We start from the raw sequence: 22,734 nt of genomic DNA, 5'->3' as shown, positions 1-22,734 counted from the left end.
TTCCGTTGGCGTTTCTTTCCTTAAAAATAATCGTTGGTTAACTGGCTTAAGCCAAATCTTCCCCATTTGAGGCAATCACTTTTTTGTACCAATAAAAGGATTGCTTTTTGCTGCGGGCTAATGTGCCATTGCCTTCATTGTCGCGATCGACATAGATATAGCCATAGCGTTTCTTCATTTCTCCGGTTCCTGCAGAAACCAAATCGATACAGCCCCATGAAGTATAGCCCAACAGTTCAACACCGTCTTGGTCAATGGCTTCTTTCATCGCAGCGATATGCGCACGTAAATAGTCGATGCGATACACATCATTGATTTTTCCATCTTCGTTTGGTGTATCCACCGCTCCTAGACCATTTTCGACGATGAAAAGCGGTTTTTGGTAACGATCATAAAGATCATTCATCGTGATCCGCAAACCAAGCGGATCAATCTGCCAGCCCCATTCCGACGCTTCTAAATACGGGTTTTTAATGGTCGGGAACAAGTTGCCTTCCGTTTTTTCAACACCGGAATCTTCTGAAGCAGCGACCCGAGAGGCATAGTAAGAAAAGGAAATAAAATCGACGGTATGGGCTTTTAATAAAGCCGTATCTTCGGCGGTTTGCTCCAAAGTGATTCCTTTTTCCGCTAGCATCTTCAAACCATAATTTGGATATTCTCCTCGCGATTGCACATCGATAAAGAAATAGTTGCCGCGATCGCTTTTTTTGCTTTCCCAGACATCTTTCGGATTGCAGCTGTAAGGATAATAACTAGCCGCTGCCAGCATACAGCCTACTTTGTTTTCTGGATCGATCTCGTGGGCGATTTTTGTTGCCAACGCACTAGCGACTAACTCATGATGAGCAGCTTGGTATTTGATTTGTTCTTCATTTTCGCCCTCAGCAAAGGTCAGCCCTGCACCGAGAAACGGGGCATGCAAGATCATATTGATTTCGTTAAAGGTCAGCCAGTACTTCACCAATCCTTTGTAGCGAGTGAAGATCGCCCGACAAAGGTTTTCGTAAAAGGCAATCATCTTACGGTTGCGCCAACCGCCATATTCTTTGATCAGATGGATCGGACAGTCAAAATGCGTGATCGTCACCAAAGGTTCGATTTGGTATTTTCGACATTCTAAAAACAGTTCTTCATAAAAGCGCAAGCCTTCTTCATTAGGGGTTTCTTCGTCGCCCTTCGGAAAAATTCTTGACCAAGCAATCGATAAACGATAGGTTTTAAAGCCCATCTCCGCAAATAAGGCGATATCTTCTTTGAAATGATGGTACATATCAATCGCTTCTTTTGCTGGATAGAAATACCCTTCTTCAAAGGCAAGCATCTCACGCTTGCCGGTAATGACTGCTCGTCGGTCCTTGCCAGTCGGAATCACATCGACATTGGCAAGTCCACGCCCCCCTTGATCAAAACCGCCTTCACATTGATTGGCGGCTGTAGCGCCGCCCCATAAAAAGTTTTCTGGAAATCCCATGTCTTATTCTCCTTTTTTAGCCGATCACTTTGATGATTTGATCGCCAAACGTAATCGGACCACTGTTTGCCGTCAAAATGTCGCCAACTTCTGCACTGTTGGTGATAACGATCGGCGTGATCACTGGATAACCTTTTTCTTTGATAAACTCGATATCAAACGTAATCAAAGGATCGCCAACTGTCACTTTTTGTCCTTTTTCTACTTGATAGGCATAGCCTTCGCCATTCAATTGCACTGTATCGATCCCCACGTGAATCAGCAGCTCAATGCCTTCCTCACTGGTCAATCCAATGGCATGTTTGGAATCAAAGACTGCTGTGACAGTCCCGTTGACTGGTGCTAGCACTTCTCCAACGGTTGGCTCGATCGCTACCCCTTGTCCAAGAATTTCTTCTGAAAACATGCCGTCATTGACTGCTTGCAGGCTTTTTAGTTCCCCTTTTAAAGGTGCTTTGATCTCCGCGCCGCTGATTTGATGGGTTGGTTCTTGCTCTTTGTCTGCTGGTGTTGCTTCAGGTGCTTCTTCTGTAACAGGGTCTTTGTATAAGAATAATGTCGCAATAAATGTGACCACGATACTGATTGCCGCACCAATGCAGGCATTGGTCAAATGACGTAAGGTGTCATCGCCGATATAGCTTGGCAAAGTCAATAGGCCCGGTGAACCGCCTGAGAAATTGCGGACACGCATGATTCCCATAAACAGACCCCCAAATCCGCCACCGATCATTGCTGCATACAAAGGTGTTTTAAACCGTAAGTTGACCCCATACAACGCTGGTTCAGTGATGCCGAATAGACCTGTCAGACCTGCAGAAAATGCCAATTGTTTGATCGTAGAATCTTTTGATTTGAAACCAACGCCGATAGCTGCAGCTCCCTGACTGACGTTTGAAGCCAGCATGCCAGGATAGATCACTGTATCATAACCTGTGGTCATTCGGTTGTTGATACCGATAGGAACCAATCCATAGTGGGTACCCGTTGCCACGAACAATGGGGTGAAGGCACCGATCAATAACGGAACGATCCATGGGCTGACCGTTTCTAAGGCTTGGATCCCTGCGGAAATCGCTTCACTGATCATATAGCCTAGAGGACCTAAAGCAACTAATGCTACCGTCCCTACGACGAAGATCGTCAGCAACGGTTTGCTAAAGAATTTGATTGCTTTTGGTGAGACCTTATCAGCAATCGGTTCAACGTAAGACATGAACCAGACACTTAAGATGATGGGGATCACCGATGATGAATAGGTCACTGGTGAAATCGGCAAACCGAACAAATGGATGCCGCCACCTGACTCATTGACTGCTGTCACCATACCGATGAAGTTGGGATGCAGTAAAATTCCACCCACCATCATCGCCAGATACATGTTGGCTTTGAACTTTTGCGCAGAAGAAGCAGCCAGTAGAATCGGTAAGAAGTAGAACGCAGCATCTGCCATAAAGTTTAGGATTTGGTAACTTTGACTTTCTGCCGTCAAGACATTGAAGACCACCAACAACGAAAGGACCGCTTTTAACATCCCAGCTGCCGTGATGGCTGGCAAGATCGGGGTGAAGATCCCAGTGATCGTATCGATAATTTTCGCTACACGTCCCCGATCGTCTTCTTCTGTTTCTTGATCACTAGTCAAATTGGTTTGGGCAGTGATTTCGTTGTAGACATTGCCAACATCACTGCCGATGATCACTTGGTACTGTCCGCCCTTGTTGACCACACCCATGATGCCTGGTGTGTGTTTTAAAGTGCTTTCTTGTGGTTTGCTGTCATCTTTCAAGTTGAAGCGCAAGCGGGTCGCACAATGGGTCAAGCTTTGGATATTTTCTTCCCCACCAACATTGGTGATGATCGTTTTTGCTAACTCTTTGTAATTCATGTCGTTCCTCCTATTTTGGTCCTTCGTTTGCTTTTCGTGTGTCAAAACATAAAAAAATACCTAAACGAACCCCTTGGGAGTTCATTTAGGTATAGCCTGCCAATCCAGTAACAATCCTAAGCACTTGTTATTCGTTTGATGTGTATAGTTAAATAGATCAATTCGTCTTCTTCTAACGGTCTACCGAATTCTTTGTTGATGTAGTCGCTGATTTTCAGCGCACACGCATATTCCTTCATATAGCGGTCTTTCAACATAAAAATAAAACTGCCGGTTCCTGCATCATCGAGCTTTGTTCCGCTGAATAAGCGCTGGACAAAAAATTTCAAATGGGTCACAAAGCGTTCGTAGTTCAATGAATACTCATCAAGCTCCATTGAAAAATGATATTTAACGATGTTTAGGATATGCTGAATGATCTTCGCCATTTCCGATACTTGACTGACCTGCGCCATATCCAACTCCGCATTGACGATGTGCAATGCTATGAAGCCGGCTTCATCTTCTGGCAGCTCGATCGCCAAGCGATTTTTGATGATCGATAACGCTTCTTTGCCAATGAGGTATTCATGGTTATAAAACCGCTTGATTTCCCATAGCAAGGCATTTTTGATTTCCATGCCATTTTGATAGCGCTCGATAGCATAATTGATATGATCGGTCAGCGTCAGAAATAATTTTTCGCTCAATTTTTTCCCAAGGGAAACTTTTGCAAAACTGATGATCTCATTCGCTACTTGAATATGTTCGATAGGGATAGAAGAAAGTAATTGGGTTAGTTTTGTGACATTCCACTCTTGTGTACTGAGATAGACTTTTTCAATCTTGGTATCGTCGATCACATCGCCTGGCTTTTTCTTAAAGCCTAAGCCTTTGCCCATGACGACCAATTCTTGTTTTTCCTCATTCTCAGAAATCACAATGTTGTTATTGATCACTTTTGTTACGTTCATTTTAACGACCCTATTCTTCTTTAGATTTCTTCACACAAAAAAATAGGTATAGCCCGCCTAAAGCGGTAACAATCCTCAGAGCCAGTGTAGCATGAGAAAAATCACTCGTCAATGGGGATTTTTAACCGCTTGTTTAAAAGCAGAAAACAGCGCTGCTGCCATTTGAGTCTTTGGCAGAACGCTGTTCACTGGTTTATGGCTCACTAACTCTCTTTGTGAGAGATGAATTAGATACGATTTTCGTGGTCAGCAGTTTTGACTAAGTTTGCACCCACCATACCACCGATTGACGTAAGAACGAGTCCTAAGACCATTGCCACAAAGCCCCAAATGGATGCTTTGGCTGTTGCATCACTTGCTTCTTCCGCTTTTTGACGAGCGTCTTCCACTGCTTGGTCAATGTCTTGTTTGGCTTGTTCAAGATTTTGTTGCGCATTTTCGATTTGTTTTTGCGCTTCATCAGAAGCATCTTGTAAGCCGTTCACGATATTGTTCGTTGCTTCTTCTGCTTCTTGTTGGCTTAGATCTGTGTTTTGAGCCACTGCATTTGAGATTGCTTCTTTATCGACTGAATCACCGATCGTTGTAGCACGATCTTGTAATTTGCTTGCTAAATCATCAATGATTTTATCAGCATCATTTGGATTCGTTGCAATGTCTTTGCCGGCATCTTTGATGTCGTTCGTCGCATCAGACAATTGATTTTGCAAGTAGTCTGGTTGTAATTCAGGAACATCGGTATCTTGTAAAACATCATTGACATTCGCTTGTAATTCATCTGTATTGACGTCTTCCATGTTTCCTGTTATTTCATCGAAGGCTTTTGAAGCGACATCGCCAGCACCTGAGGCAACTGTTTCAACGCCACTGCCAACAGCAGAAGCAACGTTCCCTAAAAGTGAACCGACTACAGAAAATGCACCGATCGTTAAGTAAGAGAGCATAACCATCATCACGATCATACTAGTTGCCCATGTTAAGAAACCATGAACCAATCCAACACGTCGAGCCGCCACACCTGAAACAAAACCAGCACCGAATAATGCCAAGACAAAGGTAATGACTGTCCAAATCAATAATCCTGTCCCAACACCATCTAATGGATTATTTGATGTTGGTTCCACCAAACCAAAACCGATTGCTGAGCCGATCATTGACAGTGTCATGAACAATGCGATAAATGTTACGACCCCTGCAAAGATAGACCCCCAAGACAAATTGTAGCCTGCCTCCCGCTCATCTGAACCTAAATAATTTCTGAATCCTCTTTTCATCATTACATCCCCTTTTTGTTTTTTTAACCTGTATTCAGTCTAACAACTGATTGTTTTTTTATCAATCAACTCGACTTGCGCTATCTTTTTGTAAGAAAAATGAATGAATCTGAATTGTTTGACTATTTATTAAAATAATGCCTCTCAAGGCAATTGTTTTTTATCTGAGGAAAGCTATTTCACCCCCTGCGTCAAGCCTTCCCCAACCTTATGGAAAAGTAGCCAAGCTGGTTATTGCTACTTATAGTTTCAAAGAACCGGTCATGCCTTTCACAAAGCCTTTTTGCATAAACAAAAACAATACCAACGTTGGGATCGTTGCAATCACGATCGCCAGCATTTGAACGCCATAATTTGGTACGTAACTGGCTGACGATAAATTGGAAATCAGCAATGTCATGGTTTGACGACTTTCCGTTTGCAAAAAGACCAGTGGTAGCAAATAGCTGTTCCATGCGTTCATAAAGGCATAGATGGCAGCGGCAGCATAGGTCGAGCGCATCATAGGGAAAACGATCCGGAAAAATATCGTGTACTCTGTTGCCCCCTCGATGCGACTCGCATCTAAAATACCGTCAGGAAAAGACTTGAAGTTCTGGCGAAAAAAGAAAATCAGAAACAGGTTATTGACCAATGGCAAAATGACCGCCACGTGCTGATTGACTAGCTGCATTCCTGCCATCATTTTAAACAACGGGATCACCAAAGTTGCCAGTGGCACCATCATACATAGCAGAAAAACCGCATAAATCCCTTCACTCGCCCGCGTTCGAAACTTCTCAAATCCAAAGGCAGCCAAAGAAGTGACCAGTAGACTGACAAGGACGGTGATCAATGAAATCTTGATGGAATTCCACATGATCAATGGGATGTCGTAATTGCTGAACAGCACCTGAAAATTGCTTGCTAGCTGATTCCCAAAAGTCAGCTTCCCTTCGGCAACTTGATTGGCGGTATTGGTAGAGCCCACCATCATCCAGTAAAACGGAAAAATCGAAAAAAACGAGACGATCAGTAAAAAACCATATTTTATGCATCCACTTAAAGTAACTTTCATAGCTGCTCCTTTCTATCGCTTTTATTGATTCGTTTTCGAGAGTTTCAACTGGATCACAGATAAAAGAGCGATGATGATCACTAAGACCCACGACAGCGTAGCCGAATACCCAAAATTTGACGTATAGACAAAGGAGTGATTATAGATCAGTTGGGCGACAGTCAACGTCTCATTGGATGGGCCACCACCTGTTAGATTCACCACTTCATCAAAGAGCTGGATCGTCCCAATGGTGGAGGTGATGGTTGTAAAAACGATCACCGGCTTCAGCTGCGGGATCACTACGAAAAAGAACTTTTGAAACCCATTCGCCCCATCGATCGCAGCAGCTTCTAAAGTGTCATCCGAGATATTTTGCAATCCTGCCAAATAAAAAATCATGTTATAGCCTGTCCAACGCCAGCACAGGGCAATAATAACGGTCAGTTTTGCTAAAAACGGATTATTTAGCCAATCTAGCGGTTGCGTGATCAAGCCAATGTTCAGCAGCCCTTGATTAACGATCCCGCCAATTTGAAACATCATTTTAAATAAAACTGCATAGGAAACCAGCGAGGTGACACAGGGTAGAAACAACGCCAATTTAAAGAAGGAGCGTCCTACAAGCTTCGGCGTGTTCAAAACAAACGCTAGCAGAAGACCCAATAACACCATGATTGGTACTTGAAAGATCAGAAAGATAAAATTATTAAGTAAAGCTTTTTGAAAAATCGTATCCTGCAGCATGCGCAGGTAATTGCCGAAACCGACAAAAACCGATTGCAGTCCCTGCATCCGATGCAGGGAAAGGTATAAGGAATAAACGATGGGATACAGCAAAAAGACACTACTGAATACTAAAGAAAGGCCAATAAATCCCCAGACTTGTTGGTTTTTGGGGCGCTTTTTTCTGATCGTATTTTGCATATTCATCACTCCTTAAGCAACACAAGTCGGCTATTCGCCGACTTGCATCTTGTAGGTGTTTTCTGCTTCCGTCAACATATCATCTAAGGACATGGCACCATCAAAATAGCTTTGCATTCCCCCACGCAAGGCATCCACTGCCGCTTGGGTATTTACCCCGTAATCAACGGCGGGGATGTCCGCCATCCAACTGGAAAAATCTTTATAGATCGGGGCGTCATTAAAGAAAGGATCTTCATATTGATAAGCTTCTCCTTCTTGTGAGGGTAGGTAAGTCCCCACTGCCCCATTTTCTACTAAAATCTCTTGATAGAATTCATCATTCCCAGCAAATTCTTGTTTGAGAAAATCAATGGCCAACGCTTTATTTGGTGAGTCATTAAGCACCAACCAGCTAGAGCCACCCAAGTTCGAGTAAGGTGTCGCTCCAGACACTGTCTCTAATTGGGGAAGATTCGTATAGCCCCATTTTCCTTTTTGATCTTCTGCGGATCGGATCGTCGCTGAAAACCAGATGGCTGAATTGACTGCCGCCACTTCTCCACTCGTCACTGCACCGATCCCTTCTGGCGCAAAATAATCTACTGGTTTTGCCAACTCTTTTTCTTCGATCTTCTTCAGGATTGGCAGCATTTCACGAATAGCAGGATTGTCTTTCAAGAATATGTTTCCGTCTTCATCAAAATACCATAATCCGGCTGACTGCATTGCCATCTGGATATAATGAGTGCCGCGATTTGGAATAAACGCGACGAACCATTTCCCCGTTTTTTCTTTGACTGTCTCACCAATCTCCACAAATTTAGACCAGGTTAGATTGGTGAGTTCCCTTTCATCAATCCCCGCTTCACTTAAATAATCTTTGCGGTAGTAGAGTCCAGCAGAACCTGAATCAAAGGGAACCGCATAAACGCCTTCTTGATAGGTCGCATTCGTTACTTTGTAAGGAGCAAATTGGTCAAAGTCCATGTCTTCCGATAATTCTGCAAATTTTCCTTCGTAGTTTAGCAAATAGTTCTGCACATCATAGTCATCCATCAAAACGATGTCTGGCAAACCTTCGGAGACCCCTGAAGTAAAGGATGAAACCATTTTTTGCTTGGTATCCTCGTTGGACATCTCGACGACATTAAGGTCGATTGCATCATTGTCCGCATTGTAATATTCCCCGGCTTTTTCCATAATTGGAATATTAAAATTTGTGTCCCAAGCCCAAACAGTCAGCGTATTCTCATCTGTACTGGCAAAATCTTGTGAATCTGCTGTTTCTTGATTTCCTCCACAACCAGCAAATAACAACCCTGTGAAAAATACTAGCAAGAACAAGCCACTTTTTTTCATTTTTCTCCCTCCAATATGATTCTCTCCTCATCCCCATCAGCATAAAAATAAAGTAAGCGCTTTCCGTTACACCAATTATAAAGAATGATGGTCATAATTGAAAATAATCGGATCGTTCCTCTCGTTTTACCAAAAAACCACCTTCGCCCAAGGCGAAGGTGGTTGTCTGCTTATTTTTCTTCATTTAGTCGATCTGGCATCATGTTTTCCATAAAACCCCAAACGCCGTTTTGTAATACGAGTTCCTCACGTTCGTAAGTAGAAACCGTGGTGCGGATCAACTCATCTTGACCGTCTAAGACTTTTTGTCCCCAATGAGGATCGATCAACAATGCCCGGCCCACTGCTACAAAGTCTGCATGTTCTAGCAATCCCGCGGCATCTTTCGATGTTCGGACATCCCCTACACCAATCAAAGGAACCCGCTGAGCGATTTTTTCATAGACATACGCCAACATCGATTTTTCTTGGTACGCTTTTGAAATCGATTTGCGGGTATAATCCGCAAGGGAGATGTGCAGATAGTCTAATCCTTTTTCTGCCAGTTGGTCCACTAAGAACAACGTATCTTCAAAGCGAATCCCTGGTTCTTCGAATTCTTCCGGTGAAAAACGATAACCGACGATAAACTCCTTCACACCTGATTGGTCCACTGTTTCCAATACTTCATCGACGAGCTTCTCAATAAAACGATAACGGTTCTCTAGTGAGCCACCCCATTCATCGGATCGACGATTTGAGTGCGGAGAAAAGAATTGTTGGATCAAATACGTATTGGCTCCGTGGAGTTCTACGCCATCAAACCCCGCCTTGATCGCCCGTTCGGTAGCTTTTTTAAAGTTTTCAATAATCGTTAAAATCTCATCTACTGTGACTTCTCGGGGAACCTGGGCATTTGGTCGTTCGGCAGCAACTGCGCTAGCAGAAATCGGTTGTGTTCCTCGTAGGACCGAGTCATCCGTCATCCGACCGGCATGAAAAATCTGTAAAATAGCTTTGGTCCCATTGGTTTTGATGGTGCTGGCTAATTTACTTAATCCAGGTAAAAAGGCATCGTCGTAAGCGCCTAATTCCCCTTCCCAGCCCTTGCCATCTTCTTGGACATTGGCTGCCGCTGTGATGACTGCTCCGACTTCCCCAGAGCGTAAGCCATAGTAAGCCAACTCATCTTTCGTAATCACCCCATCAAAGAAGGACATCTTGGTCGTCATTGGTGCCATAATGATTCGATTTTTCAACTGCAATCCGCGCTTAAATGTTGCTTTGTCTGTTACATTTCGCATGGGTTTCCCACCTTTTCCATTGGATTCATTTCGCTTTGTGGATCTGACTGGCTTAGTTTTTCAAGGAGATCCTTAAAGCAAATCGGTGCATCTTTTTCCCTTTATCAAAATATACATGCACATGCATCTATATTACAAAAGAATCAAGGAGAAAACAAGTGAAAAACATCATTAGTCTAGCATTTCCTCCAAGACTTTTTCAAAAACGACTTTTGAACGATGCAGTTTCTTTTCCCCTGATTGGGTCAAATCAATATAGATCCCCCGCTTATCATCTTGACAAGAATGCCGTTCGATCACACCGCACAGCTTGTCTTCCATGCGCATGATCATACGTGACATCGCACTTTGACTCAGATCAAAATGGGCGATCAAATCATTGAGGCGCATGCTATGATTGGGGGTCTTTTCTAAGTAATAAAGCACGTAATACTCATTCAAAGACAGATTGCTTTCTGCTTTGAGGGCTTGCTCCAAACGAGCTTCGATCGCTTGATGCTGATTCGTAAAGGCTAACCATTGCCCCATCCGTTCTTTTTCCATCCTCTTCACCACCCATTCTTCTATACCAAGGTATTTTAATCTAGATCCCCGCGTTACGCAAGTCGCCAGAAAAGGTTAACGCTTTATTATACAAAATTAGCCAGCTACTGCGGGCGTTCATGAATGTTTTATGATAGAATTGACGAAAAATTCAGCAAAAACTTCCTGTTCTTTCTCAATATTCTATACTACAATAGCTTTAACACCAAAGAATATTTAAGCACTATATCAGCAAAATTGTGCATTCCGACACAATAATTTGCTTGTTTTAGATGTTCTAGTATTCTAAGGAAAGGATGAAGCAAACGATGAAAAAAACATTTTCTTTGATTGGGACACTGACGTTAGTCAGTTTGGGGCTTTTGACAGGTTGTAACAACGAAAAAGATACCGCGCAATCAACCAGCGAGCTAAGTCAGAGTCTTGTATCTACTGAAAGCAAGCAAAGTACGAAGATGCAAACGACTGAAAGCAGCTCCTTAGCGTCAACCTCTACTTCAAAAACTTCGACCACAAGCCAGCAATCGACGGACCACTCTGACGCAATGCAAACGACAGCAAGCTCAGCTTCCAACGAGTTTCCATATGCCGTTGATCTTTCCCAATATGGCCCTACACTGACTTTTCACTTCAACGGTTTCAATGTACCAGATACTGTCACGATTCAAAATACGACTCCAATGATCATTTCGATTCCCGACAGAATTAGTTATGAAGCACAAGTCGATACGATCGCGACAAAGGAGATTCGCATCTTTTCAGCAAATGACAATGGGATTCGTACAGTAAAAGTGAATACCCAGTTGACCTTTGCAAAAGAGATCACACCCAATAGCAATCCTGATTTTAACCAAAACCTGTACCTATTTACAAATAAGGAGGGTGGTCTATCTTTGATCACGCCGAACTATGCGGGAAATGTCAGCGATGACCAACGAGATGTGATGTTAGAAGTACTTCAATAAACGAAAAACAGGGAAACGAAGCACGCTTCGTTTCCCTGTTTCGTTACCCGATCATCACGGTTTCATCAGGATATTTATAGCCAGCTTCTTGTTTGTTGGCTTTTTTCATCAATGAAAAAGCAACGGTCATGATGCCGACTCGACCAATGAACATCAAAAAAATGATCAAAAGTTTGCCAAAAACCGACAAGTAAGGCGTCAACCCCATGGTCAATCCCACCGTTCCAAAAGCGGAAAAAACTTCAAAGGCAATGGTTGGCAACCCAAAGTTTGGGGTTTGCGGCATACGCTCAGTGATCGACAATAAGAAAATCGCTACGAAGCATAACGTCAAGGTAAGAAAGAACAACGTAAAGGCACGCGATACAGCAGATTCTTTGATCGTGCGACCAAAAACTTCCGCTCGACTGCGCCCTTTCAATAAGCTGCGGATCTTGATGATCAAGACCGCAAATGTCGTTGTCTTCAATCCCCCAGCAGTTGATCCAGAGGTGCCGCCGATATACATTAAAATCATCGTCAGCATCAGGCCTGCTTGACTCATTTGTCCGTAATCAATACTGAAAAATCCAGCGGTTCTTGGGGTGACCGCTAAGAAGAGGTATTGGAAAAAACGTTCGATGACCGAGTCACCCGTGATCAACTGTGAATTGGCTTCGGTCAAAAAGAACCCTGCCGTTCCAAAAACCACCAAAACGATCATAGCGATCCATGCCAAGCGGCTATGCAGGGACCTTTTTTTGGACGCCGTATGCAGGAGATCGAACCAAACGAGAAACCCCAGACCACCTGCGATGATCAAGAAACTGACGACCCCCAGCACAAATGGGTCGTTTTGAAACCCTACCATGCTGTTGCCGAACAAATCAAACCCAGCATTACAAAAGGCCGAGATCGCATGAAAAACACTGTACCAAAGGCCTTGCTCCCAACCAAAACGGGGCACGAATGCAAAAGCCAGCAAGATGATCCCACTGACTTGGATCAAAAAGGCGATCCGAATCAGGTACCATGCCAAATGGATTTCTCCAGACATTCGGTCCAGATTCAATGATTCCCGCAAAATCATCCGAGTACTAAGATGGACTCTTTTTCTCGCCAAGATGTAAAAGAAGACGGGAATCGACATGAAGCCGATCCCACCGATCTCAATCAGCATCAGCAAGATCCCTTGGCCCCACAGGTTGTAATGATCGGCTACGGTCAAGGTCGAAAGACCCGTCACGCAAACAGCCGATGTGGCAGTAAACAGCGCATCTAAAAAGTTGGTGCCTTCACCACTTTGGGTGACAGCCGGCAGCATCAGCAAGCCAGTTCCTGCCAATATCAGCAAAACGAAGACCAGTGTGACGATCTGCGGAATCAAAAAGCGTTGCGATGCCAGCTTTTTTTTCAAACGATTTTTTTTTTTCATTTTCATTTCCTTTGACCTTTTGCAAAAACCAATGTCTTAGTAATCCAAGTTTATTGCATTTGTTTTTTCTCTTATCATACCATTTTATTTTGATTTATTCTTCACTTTAATCATTCTTGTTACGTTTGCTCGTTCATTTTCTTCCAGCCGCATTTTGATTCCATAAATGGCTTCTTCCAGCTCGGGAATCGTCAAATATTCTAGGGCATTGACGCGTCGGCGCGTCCGTTCGATTTCCCCTGCCATCAATTGACAGGTCTTTTCGATTTCCGTTAGCTCCAACAGCTTCGGCATGACGTCAGTAAAACGGGCGACAGCATTATCTAACGGAACATTGGAATTCAAAAAGCCGTACTCGATCGGCGCTTGCATCACCGTATCGTCGTAATCAAAATGCATCACTGGCACTTCCACACTCATGATGTTTTTCGTGGACAATTCAAGGGAGACTTCAGTTGCTGGTAAAATAAACATTTCTTCAATGTATTTTTCATTGATCGTGGCATTGGCTAAGCGAAATGCCTTCATGGCACGCTGCAATTGTTCTTCGACTTCTTTACGCAAGCGGTCATTCTTTTTGATCAATTCAATAAATTGACGCATGAGTTCGTCTTGTTTGTCTTTTAATAATTTGTGTCCGCGTTTGGCTGTCGCCAATTGTTTGCTGAGGCGCGACAGCTCCATGCGGGTTGGATTAACGGTTTTTTGCGCCATTGTTCTCCTCTCCCGGTAAGTATTCCGCCAGTAGGGCATCGCTGATCCGCTTCAGCTCGACTTTTGGCAGCATCGCCAATAATTCCCACCCTAATTCCAAGGTTTCGATAATCGAACGGTTGGTGCGATACCCTTGGTTCAAGTATTCATTTTCGAAGCGTTCCGCAAATTTGGCATAGGTTTTATCTACTTCCGACAATGCCGAGTCTCCTAAAACAACTGCCAATTCCTTGGCTTGCTTTCCTTGAGCATAGGCAGAAAACAACTGGTTCATCGTTGCGGCATGGTCTTTACGGGTTTTTCCTTCACCGGTCCCTTTATCTTTTAACCGTGACAATGACGGCAAGACATCGATGGGTGGCTGGATGCCGTTTTTATACAAATCACGAGACAAGATGATTTGTCCTTCGGTGATATAGCCGGTCAAATCGGGAATCGGATGGGTTTTGTCATCTTCTGGCATGGTCAAAATCGGTAGCTGGGTCACTGAACCTTTCAAGCCGCGAATCCGTCCCGCACGTTCATATAACGTTGATAGATTGGTATAAAGATACCCAGGATAGCCCCGACGTCCTGGCACTTCACGACGAGCAGAGGAAATCTCCCGCAAAGCTTCACAGTAGTTGGTCATATCCGTCATGATCACCAAGACATGCATGCCCTTTTCGTAAGCCAAGTATTCGGCTGCCGTCAGTGCCATTCGGGGAGTAGCGATCCGCTCGATCGCTGGGTCATTGGCTAGATTCATAAAGACGACAGAATGGTCGATGGCGCCAGTTTGACGAAAATCTTCCATGAAATATTCTGCTTCTTCAAAGGTGATCCCGATGCCAGCAAACACAACAGCGAAATCGTCTTCCGAGTTCAACACTTGTGCTTGACGCGCAATTTGCGAAGCCAATTCTTTATGAGGCAGACCAGAACCAGAAAAAATCGGCAGCTTTTGTCCCCGAACGAGCGTATTCAAGTGGTCGATCGATGAGATCCCCGTTTGAATAAACTCATCAGGATAATCCCGCGCTGCTGGATTGATCACTTCGCCGTTGATGTCCATAAATTTTTCTGGGACGATCTCTACTCCGCCATCTTTAACCCGACCTAAACCGTCAAAGACTCGCCCGATCATTTGCTCGGAAACGCCTAATTCCAAAGGATGTCCTAAGAAACGCACCGCAGATTCCCGCAAATTGATCCCGCCGGTTCCTTCAAAAATTTGAACCAACGCTTTGTCTTCTTGGATCTCCAGTACTTGTCCTTGCCGCGTTTCGCCGTTTTGCATGCGGACTTCGATCAACTCTTCGTATTTGACACCGGAGACGCGATCGACGGCCATCAATGGTCCGACGACTTCTCCAATCGTTTTATATTCCTTGATCATCGGTGCGGTCTCCTTTCTGTAAAATTTCTTTCATCGTTGCTTTGATCTCTTGATGTAAAGCAGGAATTTTTGCTAATTCCGTTTCAGGCAAGTACTTCATACGTGCCACTTTGTCTCGCAATTCTTCGGTTCCTGCATAGATTTCTGAAAGATACGCACCTAGTGTCAACGCATCTTCCGCTTCTTTGTGGAGCAGCAAGATCGTTTCCAGCATTTTGAACTGCTTTTCACGAGAGGTAAACGTATCGACGTCGTCAAAAGCGTTTTGCTGCAAGAAATCTTCTCTCAATGATTTGGTGGTTTCCAGCAATAACTGATCTTTTTCGGACAAAGCGTCGATGCCGACAAGTCGAACGATCTCTGACAACTCAGATTCTTTTTGCAGCATCCGCATGGCTTCTGTTACTTGTTTGGACCAATCTACTTGCATTTGTTGGTCCAAAAAGGCACCCAATTCGTTTTCGTATAATGAATAGCTCTTCAACCAATCGATCGATGGAAAATGACGCTTTTGCGCTAAAGTGGCATCTAAGCCCCAAAAGACTTTTACGACCCGCAACGTATTTTGGGTAACTGGTTCTGAAATATCGCCGCCTGATGGTGAAACGGCGCTGATGGCAGTGATACTGCCTTCTTGATCAGAACCTAAGCAAATCGCTTTTCCAGAACGCTCATAATACTCTGCCAAGCGGCTGCCTAAGTAAGCTGGATACCCTTCATCCCCAGGCATTTCTTCCAGACGACCAGACATTTCTCGCAGTGCTTCTGCCCAACGTGAGGTGGAATCCGCCATGATCGCCACTGAATACCCCATGTCTCGGAAGTATTCCGCAATCGTGATCCCAGTATAAATCGACGCTTCCCGAGCGGCTACCGGCATATTGGAGGTGTTAGCGATCAACACGGTTCTCGCCATTAAAGATTCACCACTACGAGGGTCGATCAACTCTGGAAACTCGTTCATTACATCGGTCATTTCATTGCCGCGTTCGCCGCAGCCGACATAGACGACCAGATCGACATCCGCCCATTTGGCGATTTGGTGCTGAACGACAGTTTTCCCTGCACCAAAAGGTCCTGGAACGGCTGACGCCCCGCCCTTAGCGATTGGAAAGAAGGTGTCGATCACTCGCTGGCCAGTAATCATTGGTTCGACTGGATTCAGTTTTTGCTTTACTGGACGGCTATGACGAACGGGCCATTTTTGCAGCATCGTGAAAGACCGTTCTCCTTTGGGTGTATCTAAAACATAAATCGTTTCATCGATGGTAAATTCCCCCGCATAAACAGCCTTGACTGTTCCTGAAACGCCATGAGGAACCATGATCTTGTGATTGATCAACGGTGTTTCTTGCACGGTGCCGATGACCATCCCGGTACTGACTACTGCGCCGACTTCGACTGTCGGTACAAAGGGCCACTTTTTCTCATGATCCAACGCAGGCAATTGCACCCCACGCGTCAAGAAGTTGCTTTGGGTGACAGACATGAAGGTTTCTAAGGGACGTTGGATGCCATCAAACATTTGTGACATGATCCCAGGCGCCAATTCGACGGATAGCGGTTCACCGGTGGTTTCGACTGGTTCACCAGGTCCGATCCCAGACGTTTCTTCATAGACTTGGATCGAAGCGACGTCGCCGCGCATTTCGATGATCTCACCGACCACGCCTAAATCTCCTACATAACAGATATCTTCTAAACTTGCATGGCCCATATTTTTGGCTAGCACCAATGGACCAGATACTTTAATAATTGTTCCTTTTTCCACAACATCGGCTCCTCTCTATAGTATGTTTTGTCCAACTGCTTTTTCGACATTTTCTTGAATCATTCGCTTGCCGATTCCTCGGGAACCATCATAATCAGGAATCAAGATGACTGCAGGTGTCATTTTTTGTTGGACTTTTGCTAATTCATCGGGAATAAGCTCGGCACATTTTTCAGTCAGGTAGATGATCGTACTGTTCTTCATTAATTTTGCCAGCGCCTGCTTCACTTCTTTTTCTTCCGAGGCATAGCAGACCTGAAAGCCAAATAGTTGAAAAGGAATGACGGATTCTTTCTCGCCGATTACGCCGATTTTATGAGTCATAGTGCCGCATCCTTTCTCTGAGTTGTTCTTCCGTAAAGCCACTGCGTTTGCCTACTAGCAAGATACGCAGATTTTGCAGTTCCAAAACCTTAGCATTCAAAAATGCGAGTAAAGGCAGTGGTCCTAAAGCATCTGTTTGGGCTTGGCCATAGCTTTCTGTGATCAAATTGTCTTGTAAAAGTGCCAAGCCAGCAAAGTCGATCACCTGTTCATGAATCAAAGGCCGCAACACTTCCTGATAATCACTTTCTAATAAGAAGGCTAAAAAGTCACTATAGGACGCATCCGCAAACGCTAAAAATTCTTCTTTCGGGATACTGCCGACACTCACTAAGACTGCCTCCATAAAACTACGCGATCGTTTTTGAAGTACACAACGAGCGGCAATCGTTATATTGGTCAGATCGATCATCTTGATGACAGCTTCTTGTAGCTCAGGGATCTTGATTTCATCTGCCAGTCGCCGTTGTTCATGTAAATACCGGCGATCGTAAATGATATCGATGCCTTGCAGCACGGCGCCGCCTTCTAAGTACTCCCGCACTTCTTGGATCGTAGTCACGATTTTCTCAGGCAATACCTCTGAGGTTCCCGTTTTGATGGCGGTCCGACACTCATCGATCGTGTAAAAACCATCTTCGATCAGTAGATAATCATAATCTTTTCCAGTGACTGACTCTTTGGTCAAGACTTTTAGATTATGGAAAGTAAAAGGCATCATATACAGTCGGAGGATCTCTTGATCAGGAACCAGCTCGGCCAATTCTTTGATCGTCTTTAACAATTCTTCATCGAGATAGGTTTCGAATCGTTCATGAAAATCTGGCTTCAAATAGCGTTGATAATGGGTCTGCTGCAAGACAGCTTCGACTTCAGCAAACCCTTTTGCCGCAATCATTTGTTCGACTTCTTGCGGCTTTAGCAACGTCATCTCTTTCAGCCGAATGATTGGATTCAATTGATGATAGTTCCTCATGGATCAACCTCCTTGTTGTATGATCTGCAACCACCGTTCCCGGGTTTCTTTCTTGTATTCATCAAGCAAAACCTGATAGGTAAAATTGTATTGAATGCCGTTGTCATCCACCAAAAAGCCTGCTTCTGTCAATGGTGCGCCTGCTTTGATTTGATACGGTAGTTTTGATTGACAAGACGTAAGCCAAGCGGCATCTAGATGGGCTGCTTGCTCAGGACCAGCGTGGAAGGTCACCGTCCCGCTGATCGGCAGCTGTTGCAGCACATTTTCAGCAAATGACTGCAGCTCTTCTGGCGTCCAGGCAACCATTTGTTGATACGCTTGCTCAAAAAGTTGTGTCAGGTATTCGTTTTGTTTCACCATTTGCTGCTGCTTAGCGGCACTTGCTTGGCGATTCAGCGCTTGCTGATAATTTTTTTCGGCTTGCTTTTTTGCTTGCTGGGCACGAAGCTGCAAGTCCGACTCTTTTTTCGCCCAGTCACGTGCCATCGTTTCACTGATCCTAGCACGTTCAGCGGCAGCCAAACGTTCCCGTTTTGTCTGCGCTTCTTGGTCTAGTTCAGCAATCATTTTGTCGATTGCATCCATACCTTCGCCCCCTTTAAATCGTTCCTAAAAGTAAGAAAGAAATAACAAAGCCTAAGATGGCATACATCTCAACCATTACTGAGAACATAACCCCTTTAAAGAAATGCTCTGGTTTCTTCGCTAAAATTTGAATCCCAGCTGCAGCGACCTTCCCTTGGGCCATTCCTGAGAATAAGCCAGTAAAGGCAACTGGCAGTGATGCCATCAAGTACGCCATACCAGTCACTGTCGACATTTCACCACTTAAGCTACCATAGATCATAAACGCAATAACGAATCCGTATAGTCCTTGCGTTCCGGGAAGCAATTGTAAAATCAAGGCTTGTCCAAACTTCTCCGGCTGATTCGTCGTTAAGGCTGCCGCTGCTTCACCAGTTTGGCCCACCCCTTTGGCTGAACCGATCCCAGAAAAGATCGTAGCGATCCCCATTCCGATAATTGCAAACACCATACCACCATTGTTATTAATTAAGTAATCAATCATTTATTGTCTCCTCCATTTTCTTTATCAAAATCAACGTATTTCTCACTTGGCTTAAAGGTTTCAAATTGGCGCCCCCCACCAGTGAAAAATTTTCCGAAAAACTCTACATATTGTAAACGAGCGGCATGCACATACGCACTCAGTAACGATAAAAAGATGTTTAAAGCTTGTAGGACAACCAATAAGAGAATGCCTACAGAAAAACGAGCGGCTGGCGGCAAATAGCCCACCAATAAGTTGAAGGCTGCTGCGATACTCCCACCAGAGATCCCTAATGCCATCAAGCGGCTATAGCTGACAAAGTCGCCGATGTAACTGGTCACACCGTATAAGTCATACAAGCCTAAAAAGAAGCCGCCCACTTTGGTTTTCCCTTTCAGAATCGGTACGACGATGATCAATAAGGCACTAAAGCCTGCTAAAATCAAGCCGACGGTTGTTAGTGCTGGGACATCGATCAAAAGATTGCCTGCGGCTGCCACTAAAAGACCACTCAAAAGTCCTAGCCACGCAAAGCCTTCGTTGACTGCACCTAAAAGATCCTTTTTGCGGATATTTTCTTTGGCTGCTAAATAAAGGCCTGTAAACAGTTGGATCCCACCAAAAATCATGGATAGACCAAAGATCGCCATAAAATCTTCGGAGGGCGATAAAAGTTGGAAGGGCAATGTAGCACCAAAGAAGGAGCCGTAGATTGCGCCCCAAATCATAGTTGGCACAGACAAAATCTGGAACAATTTCAGAAACCGTTTGGTCCCTTTGGGCAAACGCAAGGCGTGTAGCCCAATCGTGGTCGCGACAGCCATTAATGCACCATAACCTAAGTCAGCCACCATCATACCAAAGAAAACATAGTAAAAAGGCGTCATCCATGGGGTTGGATCGATCTCATCGTATTTTGGCAAGCTGTACATTTCCGTCAACATTTCAAAGGGTTGAATAAACGAGGCGTTTTTTAGTTTCGTTGGCACTTGATTGGCAGCGATCTCCTCTGCAGTGGGTTCTTCAAATGAATAGTAAATCTCGTTGGCAAAGGATTCTTGGACCATTTCCGCCACTAACGGCTGATCCTTTTCTTCGATCCAGCCGCGCAAGAGGGCAAAGGTCTGACCAGCTGCTAAGCGCTGTTGCATCATTGCCCGATTCTCACGAGTCAAAAACAGTTCTTCCGCTTGCTGCAGCAGGATCAGCCGTTGTTTGTGCTGACTAATTTCTGTAATCAGTTCTTTGCGCTGCTGCGTCAAGGAAGTCAAGGCTTGTTTCGCATTTTGCAAAACCACTTTTGGTGATTCGGATGTCAGGCCAGTTTCTTTCTTCACCCCATATCGGTGAAACAATTGGAACACTTGCTCTTCGATCGCTGTTAAAAACAGGCAGCTGAAATTGACTTTTTTGGGTTCAGAATAGATCACTTCGATATGAACCTCTTCCAATTGACGCAAGGCTTCAGCTAGATCTTCCCAGCGTGGACCTTCGACACTCCCAGCAAAAAAACTTGTATGTGCAGGCGCTTCGATCTCCAAGGGTACGTCAAGATTTTGCCATTGTGTCGCCCATTCTTCCGACTGCGTCGCTGCTTCGATCGCTTCGATCGTCTCTACCCAGCGCTCCTGCAAATTCTCGACTTCAACCAGCTCCGTTAATGCTGCTGCTTCATCGAAGCTTGTTTCAAAGTCCGACAGCCGCAAGGCATCTCGTTGCCATTCCGTGCCTTTTTTCGCATCACCATTTTGACGAATAAAGCGGATCGCTTCTTGCAGTCGACGAATCATTGGTTGATGAGAAGCACCTTCTGGGGTGGCTCCTGCAAAAAATTCCCGCAGCCAAGTTTCGTTCGCTTCCTGCTCAAATACGTTCTCGATTTCAACAAACTGCATCGTTTGCAGCTTCGTCAATAACCTTTCTTGGTAGTGCTTCGGGGTGATCAACGTTAGTTTATTTAGTTTGGTTACTGCCATAAGTCCCGATCACTCCTTCAACGATCTGTTGAACCGCTTGTTCTTGGAAGCTTTGCATATTTTTTTGGTAACGATCTAACACTTGCTGGTTCTCTTTTGCCAGCTGCTGCTTTTGTGCTGCTAGTGACTGTTGCAACTGCTCTTCGATTGTTGCTTGTTCTTGAGCAAGCGCCTCTTCCAAAGCGGCTGATCGCTCTTGCAATGCTTGTTGCTGCTGCGCTTCTTCCGACTGCAATTCTTTTTTCAAAGCGCGCAATTGCTGTTCATTGGCTTCTTCTGCTTCTCGTAAACGAGTCAAAGCTTCTCTCATCGATTCCCCTCCTATAATGATTTGTATTCTCAACTGAAAAATAAACAAAAAAAGCATACCTCACGAAGAAGTATGCTGATATGAAAAAAGGCCAGCATTCCTCCAAGAATGTTTGCCTCACCCCTTGGCAAACCTGATCCTTGAAGCATAAAAAATGCTCAACCTTTGTCTATTTTATTTTTCAATTCCTGAACTATTATAGCAAAAAACGGCGTTCTATTCAAGTGAAATCATCTTCTGTGAGAAAAAAGCCAGTGTCTACTATTGTATGTTCGCTCGTAATTCCATTGCTATGGGCTGTTCAAATGACCATTACTATTCGTTCAGTCTCTTAGAGATTTTCCACCTAACATTTGCCAGGGATCGGATTGTTCTTACTAAATTGAAATCGGTCAAAATCAATTTAAGACTTAGAATGGTATGAATGAAGAACGTTGAGATTTTTTGAAAATGCTAGACATCATTTGATTGGTACCCAAAAGGAGATAACAGTTCCAACAACCCATTCGATCCCTGACAAATCTTAAGTGAGAAGTTCGCTTATTTCGCTTCTCTTTTTGTCGGTGGCAGCGGTTGGCCCTTTTCTTCACAAATGAAATAACCGCCTCGATAAAGGCATGTGTAAATTTTACCCGGTTCCATTGTTAAAGGAAGCCCATTTTTTAAATACATCGGTTTTCTTTCCATTGTGCTCACCTTGTCTTTCGTGGGAAAATCAGTCAAAATAAAAAACAACAGCTATTTCTAATCTTATCTTCAAGATTACCAAAAAATAAATCAATTTTCTAGTTTTTTAATCAAAATATAGAAACTCTATCGATTATTTTATATAAATATGGAGATTTAACGAAGTGTGTGTGTAAAGAATGAACAGGAGGAAAAATGGATGTCGATGAACGTTGGTTTCAAATTAGAAGAAAGCGAAACATCGAATTGGGAATTTGTTTGCTCGTCGTCCTGCCAATGGTCTATGGCTTATGGTTTCAGCTCGCTTTTTTGATCCACTACATGTCGTTTTTGTTTCTGGTGGCTGTCTTCACTGCAATCTACGAAGGAGTTCGTTGGATCTGGGCTATCGTTAGAAAAAAACGATCTTGAAAAAGCTTGGCTCTGCTATAATAAATGAAACGAGC

21 protein-coding genes and 1 other annotated feature are annotated in these 22,734 nt (G+C 44.1%); of the genes, 2 read left to right on the top strand and 19 right to left on the bottom strand.

The window, feature by feature from the left end:
- Nucleotides 1-46 precede the first annotated feature (46 nt).
- The 9 genes from IGI69_RS05430 to IGI69_RS05390 all read right to left on the bottom strand — a co-directional run bounded on the left by IGI69_RS05430 (nucleotide 47) and on the right by IGI69_RS05390 (nucleotide 10,719).
- Nucleotides 47-1,474, bottom strand: coding sequence for a 6-phospho-beta-glucosidase (locus tag IGI69_RS05430; protein WP_142967785.1), 1,428 nt, complete (start codon nucleotides 1,472-1,474; stop codon nucleotides 47-49).
- Nucleotides 1,475-1,490: 16 nt separating this feature from the next.
- Nucleotides 1,491-3,362: a beta-glucoside-specific PTS transporter subunit IIABC gene (locus IGI69_RS05425; protein WP_086294909.1), complete on the bottom strand. Its 1,872-nt coding sequence runs from the start codon at nucleotides 3,360-3,362 to the stop codon at nucleotides 1,491-1,493.
- Between the two features lie 116 nt (nucleotides 3,363-3,478).
- Nucleotides 3,479-4,315, bottom strand: coding sequence for a BglG family transcription antiterminator LicT (licT, locus tag IGI69_RS05420; RefSeq protein WP_074535051.1), 837 nt, complete (start codon nucleotides 4,313-4,315; stop codon nucleotides 3,479-3,481).
- Between the two features lie 227 nt (nucleotides 4,316-4,542).
- Nucleotides 4,543-5,589: a hypothetical protein gene (locus tag IGI69_RS05415; RefSeq protein WP_179190655.1), complete on the bottom strand. Its 1,047-nt coding sequence runs from the start codon at nucleotides 5,587-5,589 to the stop codon at nucleotides 4,543-4,545.
- 241 nt (nucleotides 5,590-5,830) lie between these two features.
- Complete coding sequence (locus tag IGI69_RS05410; RefSeq protein ID WP_015509354.1) at nucleotides 5,831-6,646, bottom strand: carbohydrate ABC transporter permease; 816 nt, start codon at nucleotides 6,644-6,646, stop codon at nucleotides 5,831-5,833.
- A 21-nt stretch (nucleotides 6,647-6,667) separates the two neighbouring features.
- A complete protein-coding gene (locus tag IGI69_RS05405) occupies nucleotides 6,668-7,552 on the bottom strand; it encodes a carbohydrate ABC transporter permease (RefSeq protein ID WP_074535050.1) in 885 nt (294 codons plus the stop codon).
- 30 nt (nucleotides 7,553-7,582) lie between these two features.
- Nucleotides 7,583-8,893, bottom strand: a complete 1,311-nt coding sequence (locus IGI69_RS05400) for an ABC transporter substrate-binding protein (RefSeq protein WP_086294907.1) — start codon at nucleotides 8,891-8,893, stop codon at nucleotides 7,583-7,585.
- Between the two features lie 170 nt (nucleotides 8,894-9,063).
- Nucleotides 9,064-10,176, bottom strand: a complete 1,113-nt coding sequence (locus IGI69_RS05395; RefSeq protein WP_086373150.1) for an NADH-dependent flavin oxidoreductase — start codon at nucleotides 10,174-10,176, stop codon at nucleotides 9,064-9,066.
- Nucleotides 10,177-10,347: 171 nt separating this feature from the next.
- Nucleotides 10,348-10,719, bottom strand: a complete 372-nt coding sequence (locus tag IGI69_RS05390) for a MarR family winged helix-turn-helix transcriptional regulator (protein WP_438739966.1) — start codon at nucleotides 10,717-10,719, stop codon at nucleotides 10,348-10,350.
- 308 nt (nucleotides 10,720-11,027) lie between these two features.
- On the opposite strand from IGI69_RS05390, the gene IGI69_RS05385 reads away from it, so the two are divergent.
- Nucleotides 11,028-11,684, top strand: coding sequence for a hypothetical protein (locus IGI69_RS05385; RefSeq protein ID WP_373192892.1), 657 nt, complete (start codon nucleotides 11,028-11,030; stop codon nucleotides 11,682-11,684).
- Between the two features lie 43 nt (nucleotides 11,685-11,727).
- Here the strand turns inward: IGI69_RS05385 and IGI69_RS05380 are convergent, their stop codons facing one another.
- The 10 genes from IGI69_RS05380 to IGI69_RS05335 form a co-directional block, all read right to left on the bottom strand.
- Nucleotides 11,728-13,104 carry a TrkH family potassium uptake protein gene (locus IGI69_RS05380; RefSeq protein WP_373192893.1) on the bottom strand — a complete coding sequence of 459 codons (1,377 nt, stop codon included), beginning with the start codon at nucleotides 13,102-13,104 and terminating at the stop codon, nucleotides 11,728-11,730.
- 78 nt (nucleotides 13,105-13,182) lie between these two features.
- Nucleotides 13,183-13,812, bottom strand: coding sequence for a V-type ATP synthase subunit D (locus tag IGI69_RS05375; RefSeq protein ID WP_010747829.1), 630 nt, complete (start codon nucleotides 13,810-13,812; stop codon nucleotides 13,183-13,185).
- Nucleotides 13,793-15,190: a V-type ATP synthase subunit B gene (locus IGI69_RS05370; protein WP_438739963.1), complete on the bottom strand. Its 1,398-nt coding sequence runs from the start codon at nucleotides 15,188-15,190 to the stop codon at nucleotides 13,793-13,795. Before IGI69_RS05370 ends, IGI69_RS05375 begins: the two co-directional genes overlap by 20 nt.
- Nucleotides 15,174-16,961, bottom strand: coding sequence for a V-type ATP synthase subunit A (locus IGI69_RS05365; RefSeq protein WP_016608179.1), 1,788 nt, complete (start codon nucleotides 16,959-16,961; stop codon nucleotides 15,174-15,176). Before IGI69_RS05365 ends, IGI69_RS05370 begins: the two co-directional genes overlap by 17 nt.
- 15 nt (nucleotides 16,962-16,976) lie before the next feature.
- Nucleotides 16,977-17,285, bottom strand: coding sequence for a V-type ATP synthase subunit F (locus IGI69_RS05360; RefSeq protein WP_005225570.1), 309 nt, complete (start codon nucleotides 17,283-17,285; stop codon nucleotides 16,977-16,979).
- Complete coding sequence (locus IGI69_RS05355; RefSeq protein ID WP_438739961.1) at nucleotides 17,275-18,261, bottom strand: V-type ATPase subunit; 987 nt, start codon at nucleotides 18,259-18,261, stop codon at nucleotides 17,275-17,277. Before IGI69_RS05355 ends, IGI69_RS05360 begins: the two co-directional genes overlap by 11 nt.
- A gap of 3 nt (nucleotides 18,262-18,264) precedes the next feature.
- Nucleotides 18,265-18,849 (bottom strand): hypothetical protein, encoded by a 585-nt coding sequence (locus IGI69_RS05350; protein ID WP_005225568.1) that lies wholly within the window; start codon nucleotides 18,847-18,849, stop codon nucleotides 18,265-18,267.
- Nucleotides 18,850-18,862: 13 nt separating this feature from the next.
- Nucleotides 18,863-19,333 (bottom strand): V-type ATP synthase subunit K, encoded by a 471-nt coding sequence (locus IGI69_RS05345; protein ID WP_005225567.1) that lies wholly within the window; start codon nucleotides 19,331-19,333, stop codon nucleotides 18,863-18,865.
- The gene (locus tag IGI69_RS05340; RefSeq protein ID WP_086294903.1) at nucleotides 19,330-21,291 is read right to left on the bottom strand and encodes a V-type ATP synthase subunit I; all 1,962 of its coding nucleotides are present in this window, start codon (nucleotides 21,289-21,291) and stop codon (nucleotides 19,330-19,332) included. The genes IGI69_RS05345 and IGI69_RS05340 overlap by 4 nt, the downstream gene beginning before the upstream one ends.
- Nucleotides 21,269-21,601: a hypothetical protein gene (locus IGI69_RS05335; RefSeq protein WP_015509344.1), complete on the bottom strand. Its 333-nt coding sequence runs from the start codon at nucleotides 21,599-21,601 to the stop codon at nucleotides 21,269-21,271. Before IGI69_RS05335 ends, IGI69_RS05340 begins: the two co-directional genes overlap by 23 nt.
- Before the next feature lie 110 nt (nucleotides 21,602-21,711).
- Nucleotides 21,712-21,765, bottom strand: a sequence feature (sodium ion sensor (DUF1646 type); this cis-regulatory element may regulate processes involved in with the transportation of sodium ions).
- A gap of 718 nt (nucleotides 21,766-22,483) precedes the next feature.
- Here IGI69_RS05335 and IGI69_RS05330 point away from each other — a divergent pair.
- Nucleotides 22,484-22,699 (top strand): hypothetical protein, encoded by a 216-nt coding sequence (locus IGI69_RS05330; RefSeq protein ID WP_438739959.1) that lies wholly within the window; start codon nucleotides 22,484-22,486, stop codon nucleotides 22,697-22,699.
- Nucleotides 22,700-22,734: the final 35 nt, after the last annotated feature.

The organism is Enterococcus sp. DIV1083b (assembly GCF_051713705.1).
GTDB lineage: Bacteria > Bacillota > Bacilli > Lactobacillales > Enterococcaceae > Enterococcus_D > Enterococcus_D casseliflavus.
The sequence above is the reverse complement of the archived record's forward strand: the minus strand, read 5'-3'. Positions and strand labels throughout refer to the sequence as shown.

What these genes read in the sequence shown, in the direction of transcription:
- IGI69_RS05425 (WP_086294909.1), bottom strand. Translation starts at nt 3,362, where the DNA reads ATGAATTACAAAGAGTTAGCAAAAACGATCATCACCAATGTTGGTGGG.
- IGI69_RS05400 (WP_086294907.1), bottom strand. Translation starts at nt 8,893, where the DNA reads ATGAAAAAAAGTGGCTTGTTCTTGCTAGTATTTTTCACAGGGTTGTTA.
- IGI69_RS05410 (WP_015509354.1), bottom strand. Translation starts at nt 6,646, where the DNA reads ATGAAAGTTACTTTAAGTGGATGCATAAAATATGGTTTTTTACTGATC.
- IGI69_RS05370 (WP_438739963.1), bottom strand. Translation starts at nt 15,190, where the DNA reads ATGATCAAGGAATATAAAACGATTGGAGAAGTCGTCGGACCATTGATG.
- IGI69_RS05375 (WP_010747829.1), bottom strand. Translation starts at nt 13,812, where the DNA reads ATGGCGCAAAAAACCGTTAATCCAACCCGCATGGAGCTGTCGCGCCTC.
- IGI69_RS05395 (WP_086373150.1), bottom strand. Translation starts at nt 10,176, where the DNA reads ATGCGAAATGTAACAGACAAAGCAACATTTAAGCGCGGATTGCAGTTG.
- IGI69_RS05360 (WP_005225570.1), bottom strand. Translation starts at nt 17,285, where the DNA reads ATGACTCATAAAATCGGCGTAATCGGCGAGAAAGAATCCGTCATTCCT.
- licT (WP_074535051.1), bottom strand. Translation starts at nt 4,315, where the DNA reads ATGAACGTAACAAAAGTGATCAATAACAACATTGTGATTTCTGAGAAT.
- IGI69_RS05330 (WP_438739959.1), top strand. Translation starts at nt 22,484, where the DNA reads ATGGATGTCGATGAACGTTGGTTTCAAATTAGAAGAAAGCGAAACATC.
- IGI69_RS05335 (WP_015509344.1), bottom strand. Translation starts at nt 21,601, where the DNA reads ATGAGAGAAGCTTTGACTCGTTTACGAGAAGCAGAAGAAGCCAATGAA.
- IGI69_RS05345 (WP_005225567.1), bottom strand. Translation starts at nt 19,333, where the DNA reads ATGATTGATTACTTAATTAATAACAATGGTGGTATGGTGTTTGCAATT.
- IGI69_RS05430 (WP_142967785.1), bottom strand. Translation starts at nt 1,474, where the DNA reads ATGGGATTTCCAGAAAACTTTTTATGGGGCGGCGCTACAGCCGCCAAT.
- IGI69_RS05340 (WP_086294903.1), bottom strand. Translation starts at nt 21,291, where the DNA reads ATGGCAGTAACCAAACTAAATAAACTAACGTTGATCACCCCGAAGCAC.
- IGI69_RS05355 (WP_438739961.1), bottom strand. Translation starts at nt 18,261, where the DNA reads ATGAGGAACTATCATCAATTGAATCCAATCATTCGGCTGAAAGAGATG.
- IGI69_RS05390 (WP_438739966.1), bottom strand. Translation starts at nt 10,719, where the DNA reads ATGGAAAAAGAACGGATGGGGCAATGGTTAGCCTTTACGAATCAGCAT.
- IGI69_RS05385 (WP_373192892.1), top strand. Translation starts at nt 11,028, where the DNA reads ATGAAAAAAACATTTTCTTTGATTGGGACACTGACGTTAGTCAGTTTG.
- IGI69_RS05415 (WP_179190655.1), bottom strand. Translation starts at nt 5,589, where the DNA reads ATGAAAAGAGGATTCAGAAATTATTTAGGTTCAGATGAGCGGGAGGCA.
- IGI69_RS05350 (WP_005225568.1), bottom strand. Translation starts at nt 18,849, where the DNA reads ATGGATGCAATCGACAAAATGATTGCTGAACTAGACCAAGAAGCGCAG.
- IGI69_RS05405 (WP_074535050.1), bottom strand. Translation starts at nt 7,552, where the DNA reads ATGCAAAATACGATCAGAAAAAAGCGCCCCAAAAACCAACAAGTCTGG.
- IGI69_RS05380 (WP_373192893.1), bottom strand. Translation starts at nt 13,104, where the DNA reads ATGAAAATGAAAAAAAAAAATCGTTTGAAAAAAAAGCTGGCATCGCAA.